Below are 17,888 nucleotides of genomic sequence, written 5' to 3' on the forward strand. Positions count from 1 at the left end.
CTTCTCTTAAGGGACGGGGAGTGCAATTTGCCGAGAGTTGCCATGCTCTCCATTAGCGCCGCCAACCTTACAGGAAGCTGACAGGGGCCGTCAGCCAGCCGTCAGTTTGGCTCCGCTAGGGTTTGTGTCGAGGCCGGGCAGTCCGGTCGCCACAAGACGATGGAGACGACTTTTATGAAGACCACTATTCTTGCAATCCTTGCTTCCGCAGCCTTTGCCGGTGCCGCCTTTGCGGCGGAAAGCCCGTGTGGCAACGAGCCTCAGTCCAAGTGGATGTCGAAGGAGGCCATGCAGCAGAAGGCCGAGGGCATGGGCTACAAGGTGCGTCAGGTGAAGGCCGAGAAGGGCTGCTACGAAGTCTACGCCGTCAGCCCCGAGGGCAAGCGCGTCGAGCAGCTATTCAACCCGGTGACCGGCGAAGCCGCTGGTGAAGACAATGACGGTTGATGCCGATTTCGACAATGGCGGCGCGCTCGACGAGGGCGCCGCGACCGAGAAGGTCTGGGACCCTTTCGTCCGGCTGTTCCACTGGTCTCTGGTCGGCTTCTTCGCCTTTTCCTACCTGACCGGCGACGAATGGAAGAGCGCCCACATCCTCTCTGGCTATGTGATCGCCGGGCTGATCGCGTTCCGGGTCCTCTGGGGCCTGGTCGGCACCGAGCATGCGCGGTTCTCGACGTTCATCTACCGGCCGTCGACGGTGCTTGGTTTCCTCAGGGATACCGCACGCATGCGGGCGCGGCGTTATCTCGGCCACAATCCGGCCGGCGGCGCGATGGTGATCGCGCTTCTCGTCATGATCGCAACCATTGCGACGACCGGATACATGATGACCACGGACGCTTACTGGGGCGTGGAATGGGTCGGGGAACTCCACGAAGGCGCTGTCAATGTCACGTTGGGGCTCGTCGGGCTTCACATCCTCGGTGTCATACTCGCCAGCTTCGAACATCGGGAAAACCTCGTTCGGGCCATGATCACCGGGCGCAAGCGGCCGCAATAACAAAACAGACCGCTTGATCGATGCCAGGACCGCAATGTTCCCCGCCCGTGCGGCCCTGGCATTCTCATTCCGATAGCCTGCTTTCCAATTTGTGGCTTCCCGGACTTATGGTTAACGAATTGTTCAAGGGAAATCGGGTATTCCTGTTGTCGACCTGACTTAGTGCAACCGGGAGTTTTCATTTGACCGAGGCCGGGGCCGACTTGGTTCTTTTGGCATGTGAGCGTATCCGCGCTCACGAACTTCCCGCCTACGTAAAGGATGGGAAGCTTCGCTTTTCTGCGGTCAATGATGCCTTTGCACGTCTCTTCGGGCTTACTGCCGACAGTTTCGAAGGCCGTCTTGCAAGCGACCTCGGCATAGCCGGCGTGACCGGCGAGCTGGAAGAACGAGAGCGGCGCGCGCTTGTCTTCGGCTCGGAAGAAACCGCCGCCTGGTTCGATGCGTCCGGCAATACGCGTCATTCCGTGCTGATCGAGCGGTTCATTTCAGACAGCGGCCAGTTCCACGTCGTCGGTATATTCGAAGAGCAGACGGAGGTGCCTTCCGCAGGGCCTGTAGCCGCCACGGACGCTTCCGGTCCAGGCGCCGGCACTCCCGGCAAGCCGCCTGATCACGGACTGGCGCCTGCCGGCGATCAACATTCCTTCGGGCAGGACCTGTTCAAGGAACTCCTCGACAAGCTGCCGGTCGCCACCTTCGTTCGCGGGCGGGATCATCGGCTGATTGCCGCAAACCGTCATTATGCCCGTATCGTCGGCATGCCCGAAGACAAGCTCATCGGGACGACGCAACCGGATATCTTCGGCCCGGTCGGCCTCGAGTACCAGGCCGCCGACGAGGTGGTCCTGGAGACCGGATCGACGGCCGAATTCCAGCAGACGGCGCTCCTGCCGGATGGCGAGGAGCATGTGCTTCTTTGCCGTATTACGAGGGTTTCCACCGCCGCGGCGGGATCATTTCTCGTCGGTACCATCACCGACGTCACCGAACTGAAGCAGCGCGAAGCGCAGCTGATTGCCGAACGGGCAAAAACCGAGTCCCTGCGCGGGGATCTGGAACGGCTGGTGTCAGCGATGCCGGTCGGCGTCGTCATGATGTCGAGCGACTTCGTCGTGGAATACGTCAACCAGGAGGCGCGCAATATCTGGGGCTGGCCCGATGATGCCGTCATAGAAGGCATGGGCTTTTCCGAAGTCGTCGAGCTGACGCGGCAGGGCGGGATGGCACCCGTGAAGACCGAGGCGCTGGACGAATATGTCGACAGGCGAAGAACCGAGCTTGCCGACAACAGTTTCGACAAGCCGCAGGAAGTGGAATACGAAAACGGCAAGTTCGTCGTCGTTTCCAATCGCCACCTGAGCGACGGTCGCTTGCTGATGATCTACACCGACGTGACCACCATCCGGTCGCGGGAGATGGAGATCGATCAGGTACAGGAACAGCTTTCCCGCCTTGGCCGGTTCATCTCCGATGCGACCCGGGTCATGTCGCAGGGGCTGCTGCTGATCGAGGACGGACGCATTCTGCTGTCGAACGATGCGCTGCCGGCCATGCTGGAACTGCCGCCGGAAGTGCTAATGCCCGGCGCTGCCTGGGCGGACCTCATTTCGCATTGCGCGGCCCGGGGCGACTTTGAGGGCGAACTTGCTGACCCGTCCGCCGAATGGGACAATTTTCTCCTGAATGATCAGGCGTTTTCCGCCGGATTCCTGGCCGCCGGCAAGACCTGGGTGCATATGGAGGCCTCGCCCAACGGTCTCGGCCAGTGGACCATCGTGCTCACCGACATGACCGAGATGAAGCAGCGCGAGGAAGAGCTGAAGGTCGCGCTCGCCCGCAGCGAGGCCGCCGACCGGGCAAAATCGGACTTTCTCGCTGTCGTCAGCCACGAAATCCGCACCCCGATGAACGGCGTTCTGGGAATGGCCGAACTGCTGGCCAAGACCGATCCCGATCCGCGGCAGAAGACCTTCATCGACGTGATGGTCAAATCGGGCAAGGCGCTGATGACGATCATCAACGATATCCTGGATTTCTCGACGCTCGAAGCCGGTCAGCTGCGGCTTGTCAGCCAGCATTTCGACCCGCTCGAGGCGGTCGAGGACGTCGCGACGCTGATGTCGGCCGCGGCCTTCGAAAAGGACCTCGAGATATTCCTTTCGAGCGACGACAGTTTGCCGAGCACGCTTGTCGGCGATGCGGGCCGCCTGCGGCAGATCCTCACCAATATTGTCAGCAATGCGATCCGCTTTACCGAGGCCGGTCATGTGCTGATCGACCTTGCCTCACGCACTGACAAGGACGATCCGTCGTGCGTCACGCTGGTCCTGACGGTTCGCGACAGCGGCATCGGCATCGAGGCGGACAAGCTTCCGACGATTTTCGACAAGTTCCACCAGCTTGAGGCGGGCAACAGCGCACGCTACGAAGGTATCGGGCTGGGACTGTCGGTGACGGCAACGCTGGTCGAGCTGTTCGGTGGCACGATTTCGGTCGAAAGCGAGCCGGGTGTCGGCAGCGCCTTCACCGTCGAGTTGCCCTTTGCCGTGGCGTCGCATCGCGAGCGGGTCTGGGCGCTCCCTGTCGATCTCGGTGGCAGCAGCGTGCTGGTGATCCATTCGAATCCGATCGGGCGCGAGTTGCTCAGCGCGAAACTTTCCGACTGGGGCTGCGAAGCCGTGGTGGCGCAAGACGCCGGCATGGCGATGCAGATCCTCAAGGCGGCACTCGAAGCGGGTGTGAAGCCGGCGGCGATCATTGTTGACGAACGGCTCGACGATATGAAGGGGACTGCCGCCGTCGGCATCATCCACCGCGAGATCTGCCCGCACATACCGGCCGTTCTGTTGTCGTCGCTGGACGCGGCCGAGCGCGGCCAGCCCAAGACCGGGACCATTGCGGATACCTATGTCGTGAAACCCGTTCGCTTCGGCATTCTGCGCAGCACGCTGATCGAGGTCTTGCGCACTGCTGCGCGCATGGACGGTCAACGCCGCGACACCTTCCTCCCGGTACCACCTGTTGACGGCAGAGCCCGGCCCCGGCCGGCGGTCGGGAAGACGGATGCACAGCGGATCGATGTACTGGTCGCCGAGGACAACGAGGTCAACCGGATATTCTTCTCGCAGATCCTTCTCGAGGCGGGCTTGCGGTTCAAGATGGTTGAGAATGGCGCCGATGCGGTGGCGAGCTGGGAGGCGCTCTCTCCGTCCCTGATCCTGATGGACGTCTCCATGCCGGTGATGGACGGGTTCGAAGCCGCCAGGATGATCCGCGAGCTGGAGCAGGAGCGATGCGACGGCGCGCATGTGCCGATCATCGGCGTCACCGCCCATGCGCTCGAACGGGAGCGCGAGGTCTGCCTGCACGCGGGCATGGATGATCACATGGCCAAGCCGATCGTGCCTTCGGTCCTGCTCGACAAGATCCACGCGCTCCTGAGCGATGTGGAAGGGGCGGGAGCGGGGCAGTCACGCCCCTGAGGGCGCGGCCTTCGTTCCAAACAGCATTTCGCGTTTGCCCGCAAATCCCGGCCGACGCTTGACCTCGAAACCGGCGGCTCCGAGATTGCGGCGGACGAAACCTGCCGCTGCATAAGTGGCAAATGTGCCGCCAGGCGCCGTCTTCGCACAGACCGTGGCCATCAGTTCCGGCGACCACATGTCCGGGTTGCGGGAGGGGGCAAAACCGTCGAGATACCAGGCATCGAAAGGCATGTGCACGGCCGGAACAGTGTCTGCCGCCGGGCCGCAGACGATCGTCAGCGTCGTGCGGCTGTCGAGTTCGAGCGTGACGATGCCTTCTGGCGCGTCGGGCCAGAGCGATGTCAGGCCCTGCCGTTCGGCATCGATCTCCGGCCAGTGGGCGAGCGCCTTGTCAATCTCTTCGCGCTGCATGGGATAGAGCTCGAACGAGGTGAAGTGCAGATGACCATCCGCTGTCCGTGACCGCTTCCATTGCCGCCAGGTTTCGCAGAGGTTGAGACCGGTGCCGAACCCCAGTTCGCCGATGCGGAAATCACCGCCGGCCTGCCATCTCGCCGGCAAGCCATTGCCGTCCATGAACACGTAGGCGCATTCCAGCCGTCCGTCCGTCTGGCAATAAAAGTGGTCGCCAAAGGCGGTCGAATAGGGCATATCGCCCTCGCGCCATTCGAGCCTGTTGCCGGAGGCGCCGTCGTTCGAAATTGGATCCGTCATGAGCCAAGCCGATAATACCGCGTTTGCGAGCGGTCAATCGTCCGCCGGTCTTTTGATCGTCGGCGGCGGCATCGTGGGGCTTTGGGCGGCTCTAAAGGCGGTGCAGTCGGGCCTCGATGTCTTGCTCGCCGATGCGGGCCGTTTGGGTGGGGGCACAAGCAACGGCTTTCTCGGCGCACTGATGTCGCATCAACCCGACCGCTGGAACGCGAAGAAGCAGTTCCAGTTCGATGCGCTCGTTGCGCTTGAAGACGAGATCGCGGCGCTGGAAGAGATGACCGAGCTTTCGACCGGATACCACCGCTGCGGCCGTCTTCTGCCGCTGACCCACGAGCAGAACCGGGAGCGCGCGTTTGGTCATTCCGAGGATGCGCGGTTGAACTGGCAAGTCCCGGGCGCGGATTATGTTTGGCAGGTGCTGGAGCAGTCGCCATTTGCGACGTGGCCTCATGCCGAGGCAGCGCCCTTCGGCGTGGTGCTCGACACGTTTGCGGCCCGCGTGTCGCCGCGCGCATTGACGGCGGCGCTGATTGCCGCTCTCCGTCGGTCGGGTCGGGCGCGGCTTATGGAGAACGCGGCGGTCACGTCCATCGATGCGAAGGCGGGGGTCGCCTGCGTCGGCGGCAACGACATCCGTTTCGGGCACTGCCTGATTGCCGCCGGTGTCGGCTCATTCCCTCTGGCTGAGGCCATGGCACCGATGGCAAAGCCGATCGGCAAGCCGGTCAAGGGGCAGGCAGCGCTATTGAAGGCGGAGATCGATCCGGCGCTGCCGGTCATCTTTCACGACGGCGTCTATGTCGTGCCGCATGAGAATGGGCTGGTTGCTGTCGGCAGCACCAGCGAGGAGGAGTTCGACCAGCCGTTCGCCACCGATGGTCTGCTGGAGGATTTGCTGGAGCGGGCGAGGGCCCTTGCGCCATGCCTTGGCGAAGCGCCGGTTGTCGAGCGCTGGGCGGGGCTCAGACCAAAGGCGATCGGCCGCGATCCGATGGCCGGCCGGCACCCGGCATTTGAGAATGTTTCCTTTCTGACCGGCGGCTTCAAGGTCAGTTTCGGGATCGCCCACCGGCTTGCCGAAGCAGTTGTCGGCGAGATTGCCGGCAGGCCGTCCGGTATTGTCCTGCCGGAGAGCTTCGTCGCCGAACGGCACTTTGTCCTGGCCGGCAAGATATGAGCGCAATTCCGCCTTCTCCCCGTCGTCAATCTGTTACGCAAATCACCTAAACCGGCGCAAACAGCATCGGAATGACCGATGCCGACGAATTTCATCCTTCTTTCGGGATGTGCGACATGCGCTATTCTATCGCCTTTACACCGCCGCCGCGCCATGTGCTTTCGGAGGCGGCGGCCTTGTGGCTCGGCCGCGACGCTTTCGCGGGCCACCTGTACGAACCGCACGGCATCGGTGGCCTTGGCATCCATGAGATTGCCTTCCACACAGCGCTGCCGCGCCGGGCGGGGTTCCATGCCATGCTGCAGGCGCCGTTCCGGCTGAAGGATGACGCCAATCCGGCGTCTCTCCTGAAGCACATGATGACATTTGCCGGCGGTCGCCAGCCGTTCCTGCTGCCACCGCTCGAGGTCGCGCGGGTCGGGCAGGGGCTGGGGCTGATCGCTTCGACCTATCCCTATGAAATGCACGAGCTCGCCTGTTCCGTCATCCACGAGTTCGATGCCTACCGGGCACCGCTCAGCGACGTCGAGATCGAGCGGCGCAATCCGGACGTTCTGAACGCAACCGAGTTCGCCAATCTCCACCGCTGGGGCCATCCGCATGTGATGGACGAATACCGCTTTCACATGATGCTGACGGGCGCGCTCAATGCGTCCGAGCTGGAGCGCTTCGAGCGGGCGTTGAAGCGCTTCTTCGCGCCGGCGCTCGAAATGCCGCTGGAAGTGGCCAATCTGGCGCTGATGATCGAGGAGGAGCAAGGGGCTCCCTTCCATGTGCATTCGCTGCACCCGCTTGGGCCCGTGTCGCAGAAAAAGAGGGCGTAGAACGCGCCGCTTTTTGCCTTGGCGCCCTCGACAATCCAATCGCACCTGATAATTTTTGACCGAATGGAAAAAGGTGCGTCGATGGACATAGACAATTATCCCCGCGATCTTATCGGCTACGGCCGTCAAACCCCCGACCCGAAATGGCCGGGCGATGCGCGGATCGCGGTGCAGTTCGTGGTCAATTACGAAGAGGGGGGCGAAAGCTCCATACTGGACGGTGATCCGGCGTCGGAATCGCTCCTCTCGGAGATTGTCGGCGCGCAACCCTGGCCGGGGCAGCGCAACCTCAACATGGAATCGATCTACGAATACGGGTCGCGCGCCGGCTTCTGGCGTCTGCACCGCATGTTCACCAGCCTGAATGTTCCGGTCACCGTCTACGGCGTCACGCTTGCCATGGCGCGCAATCCGGAAGCGGTTGCCGCCATGAAGGAAGCCGGCTGGGAGATCGCCAGCCACGGCTATCGCTGGCTCGAATACAAGGATTTTCCGATCGAGAAGGAGCGCGAGCACATTCTCGAGGCTGTGCGGCTGCACAAGGAACTGACCGGCTCGCACCCGCTCGGCATGTATCAGGGCAAGCCGTCCGACAATACGCTGAAGCTCGTCATGGAGGAGGGCGGCTTCCTCTATTCGAGCGACTCCTATGCCGACGATCTGCCCTATTGGGTGCCGGGTCTCGACGGCAAGCCGTTCCTCATCATTCCCTATACGCTTGAGACGAACGACATGCGGTTTGCGACACCGCAGGGTTTCAATGCCGGCGACCAGTTCTTCAACTATTTGAAGGACGCCTTCGACGTGCTCTATCAGGAGGGCAAGGAGGGGCAGGCGAAGATGATGAATGTCGGCCTGCACTGCCGCCTCGTCGGCCGTCCGGGCCGCGCCGCCGCGCTGAAGCGCTTTGTCGAATACGTGCTTTCCCATGACAAGGTGTGGATCCCGAAGCGGATCGAGATCGCCCGTCACTGGCATGAGCACCACAAGCCGCAGATCATGTGATGATGGACAGACAGGATTTCGTAGCCCGCTTCGGCGGCATATTCGAGCATTCGCCGTGGGTCGCGGAGCGGGCCTATGATGCCGGGATCACCGAACCGCTGTCGGCGAGCAGTGTTCACGCGGCGCTCTGTTCGGCGTTCCGCGCGGCGAATGGCGAGGAGAGGCTGGCGGTTCTTCGCGCCCATCCCGATCTCGCCGGCAAGCTCGCCATCGCCGGCAAGCTGACCGAAGACAGCCGCAAGGAACAGGCCGGCGCCGGCCTCGATCAGCTGACGGCCGAGGAGCATGCGCGGTTCACCGAACTCAACCTGGCCTATGTGGCAAAGTTCGGATTCCCCTTTATTATTGCCGTGAAAGGCCTATACAAGGACGCCATTCTGGCCGCGTTCGAGACACGCATCCACCATGAGCGCGAGGAGGAGCTGGCGACAGCCTGCGCGCAGGTGGAGAAGATCGCGCGGCTGAGGCTGGACGCCATATTTTCGGAGAATTCCTGATGACTGAAGTAAGTGAGGTCCTGCTGCCTGATTTCGCGGCGGGCGCCGTCAATCTCGCCTCGGCCCGTCTCGGCGCCAAGGGCATTTTCGTGACCGACGATTTCTTCGCACCGGTCGACCGCATGCTGTCCGACGATCCGGCCGTGTGGAAGGCCGATGCCTATGACGACAACGGCAAATGGATGGACGGCTGGGAAAGCCGGCGCAAGCGCACGCCCGGCCATGACTTTGCGATCATCCGGCTTGCCATGCCGGGAAAGATCTTCGGTTTCGATGTCGATACCCGCTACTTCACCGGCAATTACGCGCCCGCGGTCTCGATCGAGGCTGCCTTCGTCGAGAGCGGCGATCCGACGGATGCGACCGAGTGGACCGAAGTGCTCGCCAAGTCGACGCTCGGCGCCAGCGCGCAGTTCTTCTTCGAGAACGGCGATCGCGACAAGGTCTGGACGCATCTGCGGGTCCACATGTATCCCGATGGCGGCATCGCCCGCCTGCGCGTCTACGGTGCCGCGCATTTCGACTGGTCGAAGGTCTCGCCCGAGCAGGAAATCGATCTCGCCTACATCTTCCACGGCGCCAAGGCACTGACCTGGACGGACGCCCATTACGGGCATCCCGACAAGATGCTGTCGCCCGGGCGCGGCATCAACATGGGCGACGGCTGGGAAACCAAGCGTCGACGCGGCCCCGGCCATGACTGGACCATCATCCGCCTCGGCCATCCGGGCATCATCAAGCGGGTCATCGTCGATACACATTTCTTCAAGGGTAATTTTCCCGACACCTGCGAGTTGCTCGGCGCCTATCTGCCGGATGCCGGCGAGACGATCAGCGAGGCGGAAATTGCCGCGTCCGAAAGCTGGAAGCCGATCCTTGCCCGCCACAAGCTGGAGATGGACCACGAACATGTCTTCGCCGGACACACCGTCGCCGATATCGGGCCGGTCACGCATGTCCGCTTCGCCATGCATCCGGACGGCGGCGTCATGCGCCTCAGGCTGATGGGCCACAAGGCGTGAGCCGTACACTTCCGATAAGGCCGCTGACGAAGGCGGCCTTTGCCCCCTTCGGCGATGTTCTGGAAGCCGATCCGCAGACGATGCGGCTGATCAACGGCGGCACGACCGAACGGTTTCACGCGCTCGCCACCGCCGAGGCCGAAGGCGAGGGGGCCTCGGTCATCCTCAACATCTTCCGCGGCCAGGCGCGCAGCTTTCCCTACACGGTCGACATGATGGAGCGGCACCCATTCGGCAGCCAGTCGTTTACGCCGCTCTCCGGCCGGCCGTTTCTGGTGGTGGTCTCCATGGACGAGGACGGAAAGCCCGGCGAGCCGCAGGTTTTTCTCGCTGAGCCCCATCAGGGCGTCAACTACCGCCGCAATGTCTGGCACCATCCGCTGATGGCGATCGGCGAAGCGTCCGACTTTCTGGTTGTCGACCGCGCCGGACCGGGTAACAATCTCGAGGAATTCTTCTTCGACACACCCTTCACCATCACGGAGCCGAAGCCATGACCGGTCTTACCACACATGTTCTTGATGCCGCCCGCGGCACGCCGGCCGAAGGCCTCGTCATCGATCTTTTCCGGATGGACGGCGCCGAACCTGTGCTGATCAAGACGGTGGTGACCAATGCCGATGGCCGCGTCGATGGCGGTTCGCTGCTGCAGGGCGATGATTTTGCCGCTGGCCGTTACGAACTCCTGTTCCATGCCGGTGATTATCTGCGGGCGAAGAGCGTCGCGCTTGCCGATCCGCCGTTCCTCGACGACATCCCGATCCGCTTCGGTATTGCCGATACGACGGCGCATTATCACGTGCCGCTGCTTCTCTCGCCATACAGCTATTCCACCTATCGCGGCAGTTGAGCGGTGCGTTTCGCCGCGATCGCCGACATTCACGGCAATCTGGAAGCGTTGGAGGCGGTGCTCGCCGACATCGCGCGGCTGGGCATTCGCGACATCGTCAATCTCGGCGACTGCGTGTCCGGGCCGCTTTGGCCGGCGGAGGTGGCGGACCGGCTGATGGCGCTCGACCTGCCGACAGTGCGCGGCAATCACGACCGTTATCTCGTCGAACAGATGCCCGAGGCCATGGGACGGACGGATCGTTATGCCCGCGACCGGATGACGCCTTCGCACCTTGCTTGGCTGGCAAGCCTTCCGTTCGATCGCGTCTGGCAGGACGAGGTCTATCTCTGTCATGCAACGCCGACCGACGACAACACCTATTGGCTGGAGACGGTCTCTCCGCAGGGCATCATGCACCAGCGCCCGGTAGATGAGATCGAGGCGATGGCCGCAGGCGTGGATTTTTCCCTCATCCTCTGCGGACATACGCACACGCCACGCACCGTCCGGCTTCGCGACGGTCGGCTGATCGTCAATCCGGGAAGCGTCGGCTGTCCGGGTTATGAGGACGACCAGCCCTATCCGCACCGCATGCAGACGGGCAATCCGCTGGCAAGCTACGCAATTCTGGAGAAGGACAGCGCGGGCTGGTCGGTCACCTTCCGGCAGGTGCCCTATGACTGCGAAGCCGCGGCGAGACTGGCACGCGAGAACGGCCGCGACGAGTGGGCGGCAGCACTGGCCACTGGGTGGCTGCGCTAGCGATCATTGAAATTTTAGGAGAGTTCATATGCGGAAAACCGCGCTGCAGTACATCCGTGCTAGCGCGGTTTCCCTCGACTGCATTCGTAAATGCAGGATCTGTATGTAAAGATAATGCCGAGTGGTTAACGTAAAGTAAAGAAGAAATTTTCTTTCCGGTAAATTTTTCTTCCCCGGCGCAACCCTCTGAAATCTGTGCGGTTACGGCACGAGAATGGCGCTGCCGCTGGTGCGTCCGGCCTCAAGATCGCGGTGGGCCAGGGTGACGTCGGCAAGGGCATATTCCTGACCTTCGCCTGGTGCCAGGCCGGCGGCGAGATGATGGATGACGCGATCGGCCGCCTTGCGGTAACGCGCCGTGTCGGAGATGTAGAACATCACGCTTGGCCTCGAAAAGGCGATGGCGCGGGGCGCGGCGATGTCGGCGCTAATCGACGCTGGGACGGGGCCGACGACCTGGCCGATGTTGACGGCCATGCCGAAGGGACGGACGCAATCCAGCATCTTTATAAGCGGTTCGCCTCCAAGACCATCATAGGCGACATCGACGCCACGGCCTTCCGTCAGCACCTTCACTTCCTTGCCAAGATCAGCGTTGCGGCCGACGATGACATGGTCGGCGCCGTGGCGGCGGGCAATCTCCGCCTTCTCGTCCGAACTGACCGCACCGATAACGGTTGCGCCGAAATGCTTGGCCCAGCGGACGACGATTGAGCCGACGCCGCCGGCAGCCGCCTGGACGAAGACAGTGGTGTTCTCGCCGACCGGATAGACTTCCTTCAGAAGCATGTAGGCGGTCAGGCTTTTCAGCATCGAGGCGGCAGCGACCTTGGTCGAAACGCCGTCGGGCAGGCGCATGGCGCGCTCGGCGGGTAGCAGCCGGGTTGTAGCATAGGCACCGACCGGCGCGCCGGCATAGGTGACCCGGTTGCCGGGCTTCAGATCTGTGACATCGCTGCCGACAGCCTCGACCACGCCGGCACCTTCGACGCCGAGCACGGCGGGATAGGTGGGCAGCTTGTAGAGGCCGACGCGGTGGTAGATGTCGACGAAGTTGAGGCCGATCGCCTCCTGGCGGATGCGGATCTCCTTGGGACCCGGGTCCGCCGGCGACTGGTCCTCGATGACGAAGTTTTCCGGTCCGCCGATCTCTTTGAGTTTAACGACTTTGCTCATGGTGTGTCTCCTGTGTCTGGACACGAGTTTCGCGCACGCTATGTTGATTGAAAATTCCCGATATATGCGCATGAGATGTGAGGAAATTAACGGATATGGACTGGGAGAACCTGCGCATCTTCGCCCTTCTGGCACGTCAAGGCACACTGTCCGCTGCCGGACGTGCGGCTGGTGTCGAGCACGCGACCGTGGCGCGGCGTGTGGCGGCGCTGGAGGCGGAGCTTGGCCTCAAGCTTGTCGACCGCCGCGGACGGCACCTGTCGTTGACGGCGGAGGGGCAGCGCATCGCGGCACTGGCCGAGCGCATGGAAGAGGGTGCAATCGCCATCGAACGCGCGGCTGTCGGCGACCGTTCGGAAATTGCCGGCGAAGTGGTGATCAGCGCGCCGCCAGCCTATGCGGACAGGGTGCTGGCCGAACCGTTTCTCCGACTGCGGCGGGAGCATCCGCAACTGAGCCTCACCATTCTCGGCGACAAGCGCGAGGCATCGCTGGCGCGGCGCGAAGCCGATATTGCCATACGCATGACCCGACCTGTCGAGGGCGAGCTGACGATCATGCGGATCGGCGAGGTGTCCTTCTCCTTCTATGCTGCCCGAGGCTATGTGGGCCAGGTGCCGGAAGCGGAGTGGAGTTTCATCAGCTACGACCGCGAGATGGAGAATGCTCCCCAGCACCGCAAGCTGCTGGAGTTTGCCGCCGGCCGGTCGATCGGCTTTAGGGCCTCTACGCTGGACCTGCAGGTGAGGGCGGTTTGCGGCGGGGCGGGTATCGCCATCCTGCCGGATTTCATGATCGAACCCGGAATGCCCGTCGAGGTGGTGCCTACGTCGCTTTCGCCATTGAACCGCGAGGTCTGGCTCGTCGTCCACCCGGATATCCGGCATGCCCCGGCGATCCGGGCGGTGATCGATGCGGTGTCGGCGGGGTAGGGGGAGCTCCTTGAAGATTGCCCCTACCCCTGACCTTCTCCCCGCGAGCGGGGAGAAGGTGCCCGGCAGGGCGGATGAGGGGCAACTCATAGGAATGGCGAGTTCAAAGACTCACAGAACGCTCTTCGCCGGTCGGCCGGCGATGTAGGTCTCGGCGATCGTGCGGTCGTCGCCCATCGTCTGCATGAGGAAGAGTTCTTCCGTCAGCGTCCGGTTGGCTTCCTGCTTCAGCGCCATGGCCGGGGTCGCCGAGGCGTCGAGCACGACGAGGTCGGCGATGGTGCCGGGTTCGAGCGTGCCGATCTCGTCTGCCATGGAGAGTGCTTCGGCATTGCCGAGCGTCATCAGGTAGAAGCTTTCGAGCGGGTTCAGCCGTTCGCCCAGCAATTGCTGGATCTTGTAGGCCTCGTCGAGTGTGCGCAGCATGGAATAGCTGGAGCCGCCGCCGATGTCGGTGGCGACGGCAACACGGACGGGCTTCTCGCGCCGCTGGTAGGTCTTCATCGGGAACAGGCCGGAGCCGAGGAAGAGGTTCGAGGTCGGGCAGTGAACGGCGACCGAGCCGCTTTCGCTCATGGCGTCTGCCTCGCGGTCCGAAAGATGGATCGCGTGGCCGAACAGGCTCTTCGGACCCAGGAGCCCATAGCGCGCATAGATGTCGGTGTAATCCTTCGCCTCCGGATAGAGCGAGCAGGTGAAGGCGATCTCCTCCCTGTTCTCGGAGAGATGCGTCTGGATGTGCAGGTCGGGATGCTCGGCGGCAAGCGTCTTGGCGACCTCCATCTCTTCCGGCGTCGAGGTGATGGCGAAGCGCGGCGTGATGGCGACGCGGTTGCGGCCCTTGCCGTGCCACTGCGCAATCACCGCCTTCGTGTCGTCATAGGCGGATTGCGGCGTGTCGGTGAGCGCGTCCGGCGCGTTGCGGTCCATCATCGTCTTGCCGGCGATCATCGCCGTGCCGCGTTTCAGGCTTTCGGCAAAGAAGGCATCCGCGGAGGTCTTGTGGACCGAACAATAGGCGACCGCTGTCGTCGTGCCATGACGGACCATCTCGTCGAAGAAGCGCACGGCAATCCGCTCGGCATGCGCCCTGTCGGCGAAACGCTGTTCCTCGATGAAGGTGTAGGTGTTCAGCCATTCCAGGAGATTGGCGGCGTAGGAGCCGATGACCTGCATCTGCGGAAAATGCAGGTGGGTATCGATGAAGCCTGGCATGATGAGGTGGGGGCGATGATCAGCCTCGCGGATATCCGCCGGCGCATTGCGGCGGATATCCGCATAGCTGCCGCAGGCGATGATGCGACCGTTCCCGATCAGCAGACCGCCGTCCTCCTCGTATTGGTAGCTGCCGGTGTCGGAGATATCGCAAGGCGCGCGGCGGAAGGACAGGATCCGTCCGCGCAAAAGGAGTGTATCGGTCATTCGGTCTTGCTTCCGCCTATTGCGCTTTCATACCAGGCCGCCAGCAGCTTGCGCTCGTCCGGCGTGACATCGGTGACGTTGCCTGGCGGCATGGCGTGGCTGCGGCCGGCCTGGATATAGATTTCCCGGGCGTGGGACGCAATCTCGGCATCGGTTTCGAGCATGACGTTTTTCGGCGGCCGGCTGAGACCTTCGTAGACCGGTTCGGCGGCATGGCACATGGAACAGCGCGACAGGACGACATCGCGGGCGGCGCCGAAATGGGCGTTGGCGGCGAATTCCTGGAAGGCCGGCGCCACGGCCGTGCTTTCATCCTCTGCCGCCTGCTCGGGCCCGGGGCGGGTCGACAGCCACATGATGACGACGAAGATGATGGCGGTCAGCGCCCAGGTCCAGTGCGGCGTGCCCTTGCGCGCATGCGTGGTGTTGAACCAGTGGCGGATCGTGACCCCCATCAGGAAGACGAGAGCCGCGATGATCCAGTTGAAATAGGTCGCGAATGCCAGCGGATAGTGGTTCGACAGCATGAAGAAGATGACGGGGAGCGTCAGGTAGTTGTTGTGCAGCGAGCGCTGCTTGGCCTGAAGCCCGAGCTTGGGGTCGGGCGTGCGGCCAGCCACCAGATCGGCGACGACGATCTTCTGGTTCGGAATGATGATGAAGAAGACGTTGGCCGACATGATCGTCGCCGTGAAGGCGCCGAGATGCAGGAAGGCGGCGCGGCCGGTGAAGAGATGGGTATAGCCCCAGGCCATCAGCACCAGCAGCACATAGAGCAGGATCATCAGGCCCCAGGTGCTCTTGCCGATCGGCGATTTGCAGAGCGTGTCGTAGAACAGCCAGCCGATGGTGAGTGATGCCATGGAAATCAGGATGGCAACCGGCTGGCTGACGTCGAGCACATGCCGATCGATGAGGAATAGGTCGGCGCCGCCGTAATAGACCACGCAGAGCATGGCGAAGCCCGAGAGCCAGGTGGCGTAGCTCTCCCATTTGAACCAGGTGAGGTGCTCGGGCATGGTCGCCGGCGCCACCAGGTATTTCTGCATGTGATAGAAGCCGCCGCCATGGACCTGCCATTCCTCGCCGTAAACGCCGGCGGGCAGGTGGTCGCGCTTGACGAGGCCGAGGTCGAGGGCGACGAAATAGAAGGACGATCCGATCCAGGCAATCGCCGTGATCACGTGCAGCCAGCGAACGGCAAAGGCCAGCCATTCCCAGGCTATGGCGAATTCATACATGCAGTTGCCCCCATCCAAGTCTTTGCGGGTCACTTTGCGCAATTCGTGCCGACAAGAAAAGAACTTTTGTGCGCCGCAACGCATTTGTCGCGTTGCGTTGCGGTTCGGCACTCCGAACGTCACTTTTCGGCTGACAGGCTGTCGATCAGCGGCTGCAGATGCCGGATATAATTCATGGTCTTGCGATCGGCGCCGCTGTACATGGCCTTTCGCACTTGGTTGTAGCTGGTGGTCCTCACCGTTCGCTTCGTCTTGTGGAATTCGAGGCAGGCCGGATCCCAGGCAAGGCCGCAATAGGCGAGCAGCCTGCGGGTTTCCTCTTCCTGGTTTTCGGTCAGCGCTTCGTAGTCGAGATCGTGGATCCAGCCCGGAAAGCGGTCGTGCCAATGGGCCATCAATCCGCTGTAGGCGCGGTGGTAGCGGCCGATATCTTCAAGGCGGGTCTTGTAGAGCAGGCCGCTGGTTTCAAAATGGTTGGAGAAGATCGAGAAGCCGTTGGCGACCGGATCGCGGCGGCAATGGACGATGCGCGCCAGCGGGAACAGCATGCGGATGACGCCGACCCACAGGAAGTTCGACAGGTATTTGTCTGTCACGCGGCGGGCGCCCGGCGACATGCCCGACAGGCAAGACATGTATTCCATGGCGAGGGCATTCAGCAGCGGAACCGAGCCGTGGTCGAAGGTTTTCAGGGTCGATCGGCCATGATCGAAAAGGTCGCGTTCGACAATGTCCTGAAGCACCGTGACTTCGCCGGCACCGCCGACGTCGGGATGGCTGGCAAGGATCTGCTCTGTCAGCGTCGAGCCGGAGCGCGGCAGTCCGACGATGAAAATAGGCGAATCCTTCGAATCGGATACGGGCATCTCTTCAACGAAAGCCGCAGAGAAGTGATCTTGCAGACGCTGAATCAGCGTGAACTCGGAACCCGTTGAATAGCCTTTGGTTTCTCCGAGCAGACGGTTTGCCTCCAGGAGATGCGCGAAGGCGCGGTCATAGTCCTTTGCGCCGTCATAGGCACGATAGAGCGCAAAGTGGAATTCGCGCGCATTCGTCTTGTCGTCGGCTATCCGGGTCAGCCCGTCCTCCAGTTCGGCGATATGCGGATGGGACGGGCTGTCATAGGTCGTTGCCAGGCCCGCCATGCGGTGGGCGGTGCCGCAATCCGGGTTCAGCCTGACAATGCGGCGGTAGGTTTCGGCCGCCTGCTTGATCTCGCCGGCATCGTTCAGCGCTCCGGCGAGGCAGAAGAGGTAATCCAGGCATTCCGGTTCCTGTTCCGCAAAGCGCTGCCAGATGGCGGCGGCGTCCTGGGGTCGGCCGGCCGCGGAATAGGCGTTGGCAAGCGTCCTGTGGAAACGGTCGTTATCGGGCCGCAACGCCACGGCACGCTGCAGGTGGGCTATCGCCTCGCCGAGACGCCAGGTGAGCTGGCAGGCATAGCCGGCAAGATGGAGGGCGTCTGCGTCATCCGCGCAGGTTGCCAGCACGGAGGAGAGGTGGGCGAGGGCGGCTCGCGGATCGCCGTTGGCGACGCAGATCGAGGCGCGCTCCCGCTTGAGGGCCGGGTGGTCGGGAAAGAGCGACAATGCGCCATCGATAATCGTTCCGGCGGCTCCTAGCTCGTTCCGGTGAATTTCCTGGCGGGCGGCTGTGATGCAGGCCTCGGCGATCCTGTCGGCAAAGCCGTCCGGCAACGGCTTGCCGGCGAGTGCTGTCGACTGAATGGCCTGGCCGGCTCTTGCCAGCATGGCCTGGATTTTCTCTACCGTGTCGCTGCTCATTGCCCTGCG

Annotated in this window: 17 protein-coding genes; 12 read left to right on the forward strand and 5 right to left on the reverse strand. The window is 62.7% G+C overall.

What is annotated here, in order from left to right; genetic code table 11:
• Window positions 1-174 precede the first annotated feature (174 nt).
• From ACU5AZ_RS16940 to ACU5AZ_RS16950, 3 genes are all read left to right on the forward strand, one after another.
• Window positions 175-447, forward strand: a complete 273-nt coding sequence (locus ACU5AZ_RS16940; protein WP_446823502.1) for a PepSY domain-containing protein — start codon at window positions 175-177, stop codon at window positions 445-447.
• Complete coding sequence (locus ACU5AZ_RS16945) at window positions 437-1,003, forward strand: cytochrome b/b6 domain-containing protein (protein ID WP_446823503.1); 567 nt, start codon at window positions 437-439, stop codon at window positions 1,001-1,003. Before ACU5AZ_RS16940 ends, ACU5AZ_RS16945 begins: the two co-directional genes overlap by 11 nt.
• A 182-nt stretch (window positions 1,004-1,185) precedes the next feature.
• Complete coding sequence (locus ACU5AZ_RS16950; RefSeq protein ID WP_446823504.1) at window positions 1,186-4,488, forward strand: response regulator; 3,303 nt, start codon at window positions 1,186-1,188, stop codon at window positions 4,486-4,488.
• On the opposite strand, the gene mnmD is transcribed toward ACU5AZ_RS16950, so the two are convergent.
• A complete protein-coding gene (gene mnmD / locus ACU5AZ_RS16955) occupies window positions 4,477-5,205 on the reverse strand; it encodes a tRNA (5-methylaminomethyl-2-thiouridine)(34)-methyltransferase MnmD (RefSeq protein WP_446823505.1) in 729 nt (242 codons plus the stop codon). The two genes, ACU5AZ_RS16950 and mnmD, sit on opposite strands and share 12 nt — an antisense overlap.
• On the opposite strand from mnmD, the gene ACU5AZ_RS16960 reads away from it, so the two are divergent.
• The 8 genes from ACU5AZ_RS16960 to ACU5AZ_RS16995 all read left to right on the forward strand — a co-directional run bounded on the left by ACU5AZ_RS16960 (window position 5,204) and on the right by ACU5AZ_RS16995 (window position 11,324).
• Window positions 5,204-6,382: an NAD(P)/FAD-dependent oxidoreductase gene (locus ACU5AZ_RS16960; RefSeq protein ID WP_446823506.1), complete on the forward strand. Its 1,179-nt coding sequence runs from the start codon at window positions 5,204-5,206 to the stop codon at window positions 6,380-6,382. The genes mnmD and ACU5AZ_RS16960 overlap by 2 nt on opposite strands.
• Window positions 6,383-6,498: 116 nt before the next feature.
• Complete coding sequence (locus ACU5AZ_RS16965) at window positions 6,499-7,206, forward strand: DUF1045 domain-containing protein (RefSeq protein ID WP_446823507.1); 708 nt, start codon at window positions 6,499-6,501, stop codon at window positions 7,204-7,206.
• A gap of 81 nt (window positions 7,207-7,287) precedes the next feature.
• The gene (gene puuE, locus ACU5AZ_RS16970) at window positions 7,288-8,211 is read left to right on the forward strand and encodes an allantoinase PuuE (RefSeq protein WP_446823508.1); all 924 of its coding nucleotides are present in this window, start codon (window positions 7,288-7,290) and stop codon (window positions 8,209-8,211) included.
• Window positions 8,211-8,708, forward strand: a complete 498-nt coding sequence (gene uraD, locus ACU5AZ_RS16975; protein WP_446823509.1) for a 2-oxo-4-hydroxy-4-carboxy-5-ureidoimidazoline decarboxylase — start codon at window positions 8,211-8,213, stop codon at window positions 8,706-8,708. Before puuE ends, uraD begins: the two co-directional genes overlap by 1 nt.
• Window positions 8,708-9,730, forward strand: a complete 1,023-nt coding sequence (alc, locus tag ACU5AZ_RS16980) for an allantoicase (RefSeq protein ID WP_446823510.1) — start codon at window positions 8,708-8,710, stop codon at window positions 9,728-9,730. Before uraD ends, alc begins: the two co-directional genes overlap by 1 nt.
• On the forward strand, window positions 9,727-10,227 hold the full coding sequence (locus tag ACU5AZ_RS16985) for an ureidoglycolate lyase (protein WP_446823511.1): 501 nt from the start codon (window positions 9,727-9,729) through the stop codon (window positions 10,225-10,227). Before alc ends, ACU5AZ_RS16985 begins: the two co-directional genes overlap by 4 nt.
• Window positions 10,224-10,580, forward strand: coding sequence for a hydroxyisourate hydrolase (gene uraH, locus ACU5AZ_RS16990; protein ID WP_446823512.1), 357 nt, complete (start codon window positions 10,224-10,226; stop codon window positions 10,578-10,580). The genes ACU5AZ_RS16985 and uraH overlap by 4 nt, the downstream gene beginning before the upstream one ends.
• 3 nt (window positions 10,581-10,583) lie before the next feature.
• Complete coding sequence (locus ACU5AZ_RS16995) at window positions 10,584-11,324, forward strand: metallophosphoesterase family protein (protein WP_446823513.1); 741 nt, start codon at window positions 10,584-10,586, stop codon at window positions 11,322-11,324.
• A 201-nt stretch (window positions 11,325-11,525) separates the two neighbouring features.
• On the opposite strand, the gene ACU5AZ_RS17000 is transcribed toward ACU5AZ_RS16995, so the two are convergent.
• A complete protein-coding gene (locus ACU5AZ_RS17000) occupies window positions 11,526-12,500 on the reverse strand; it encodes a quinone oxidoreductase family protein (RefSeq protein ID WP_446823514.1) in 975 nt (324 codons plus the stop codon).
• A 95-nt stretch (window positions 12,501-12,595) separates the two neighbouring features.
• On the opposite strand from ACU5AZ_RS17000, the gene ACU5AZ_RS17005 reads away from it, so the two are divergent.
• Window positions 12,596-13,432 carry a LysR family transcriptional regulator gene (locus ACU5AZ_RS17005; protein WP_446823515.1) on the forward strand — a complete coding sequence of 279 codons (837 nt, stop codon included), beginning with the start codon at window positions 12,596-12,598 and terminating at the stop codon, window positions 13,430-13,432.
• A 111-nt stretch (window positions 13,433-13,543) separates the two neighbouring features.
• Here ACU5AZ_RS17005 and guaD read toward each other — a convergent pair whose 3' ends face one another.
• The 3 genes from guaD to ACU5AZ_RS17020 all read right to left on the reverse strand — a co-directional run bounded on the left by guaD (window position 13,544) and on the right by ACU5AZ_RS17020 (window position 17,879).
• Window positions 13,544-14,854: a guanine deaminase gene (gene guaD / locus ACU5AZ_RS17010; protein ID WP_446823516.1), complete on the reverse strand. Its 1,311-nt coding sequence runs from the start codon at window positions 14,852-14,854 to the stop codon at window positions 13,544-13,546.
• Window positions 14,851-16,095, reverse strand: coding sequence for a urate hydroxylase PuuD (locus ACU5AZ_RS17015; RefSeq protein WP_446823517.1), 1,245 nt, complete (start codon window positions 16,093-16,095; stop codon window positions 14,851-14,853). The genes guaD and ACU5AZ_RS17015 overlap by 4 nt, the downstream gene beginning before the upstream one ends.
• Before the next feature lie 119 nt (window positions 16,096-16,214).
• Entirely contained in the window at window positions 16,215-17,879 is a 1,665-nt protein-coding gene (locus ACU5AZ_RS17020; RefSeq protein WP_446823518.1) for a sulfotransferase, read from the reverse strand.
• Window positions 17,880-17,888: the final 9 nt, after the last annotated feature.

The organism is Rhizobium sp. PAMB 3182, assembly GCF_052908355.1.

Coding starts and splice junctions, on each gene's coding strand:
- ACU5AZ_RS16940 (WP_446823502.1), top strand. CDS start 175: ATGAAGACCACTATTCTTGCAATCCTTGCTTCCGCAGCCTTTGCCGGT.
- ACU5AZ_RS16945 (WP_446823503.1), top strand. CDS start 437: ATGACGGTTGATGCCGATTTCGACAATGGCGGCGCGCTCGACGAGGGC.
- ACU5AZ_RS16960 (WP_446823506.1), top strand. CDS start 5,204: ATGAGCCAAGCCGATAATACCGCGTTTGCGAGCGGTCAATCGTCCGCC.
- mnmD (WP_446823505.1), bottom strand. CDS start 5,205: ATGACGGATCCAATTTCGAACGACGGCGCCTCCGGCAACAGGCTCGAA.
- ACU5AZ_RS16965 (WP_446823507.1), top strand. CDS start 6,499: ATGCGCTATTCTATCGCCTTTACACCGCCGCCGCGCCATGTGCTTTCG.
- puuE (WP_446823508.1), top strand. CDS start 7,288: ATGGACATAGACAATTATCCCCGCGATCTTATCGGCTACGGCCGTCAA.
- uraD (WP_446823509.1), top strand. CDS start 8,211: ATGATGGACAGACAGGATTTCGTAGCCCGCTTCGGCGGCATATTCGAG.
- alc (WP_446823510.1), top strand. CDS start 8,708: ATGACTGAAGTAAGTGAGGTCCTGCTGCCTGATTTCGCGGCGGGCGCC.
- uraH (WP_446823512.1), top strand. CDS start 10,224: ATGACCGGTCTTACCACACATGTTCTTGATGCCGCCCGCGGCACGCCG.
- ACU5AZ_RS17000 (WP_446823514.1), bottom strand. CDS start 12,500: ATGAGCAAAGTCGTTAAACTCAAAGAGATCGGCGGACCGGAAAACTTC.
- ACU5AZ_RS17005 (WP_446823515.1), top strand. CDS start 12,596: ATGGACTGGGAGAACCTGCGCATCTTCGCCCTTCTGGCACGTCAAGGC.
- guaD (WP_446823516.1), bottom strand. CDS start 14,854: ATGACCGATACACTCCTTTTGCGCGGACGGATCCTGTCCTTCCGCCGC.
- ACU5AZ_RS17015 (WP_446823517.1), bottom strand. CDS start 16,095: ATGTATGAATTCGCCATAGCCTGGGAATGGCTGGCCTTTGCCGTTCGC.
- ACU5AZ_RS17020 (WP_446823518.1), bottom strand. CDS start 17,879: ATGAGCAGCGACACGGTAGAGAAAATCCAGGCCATGCTGGCAAGAGCC.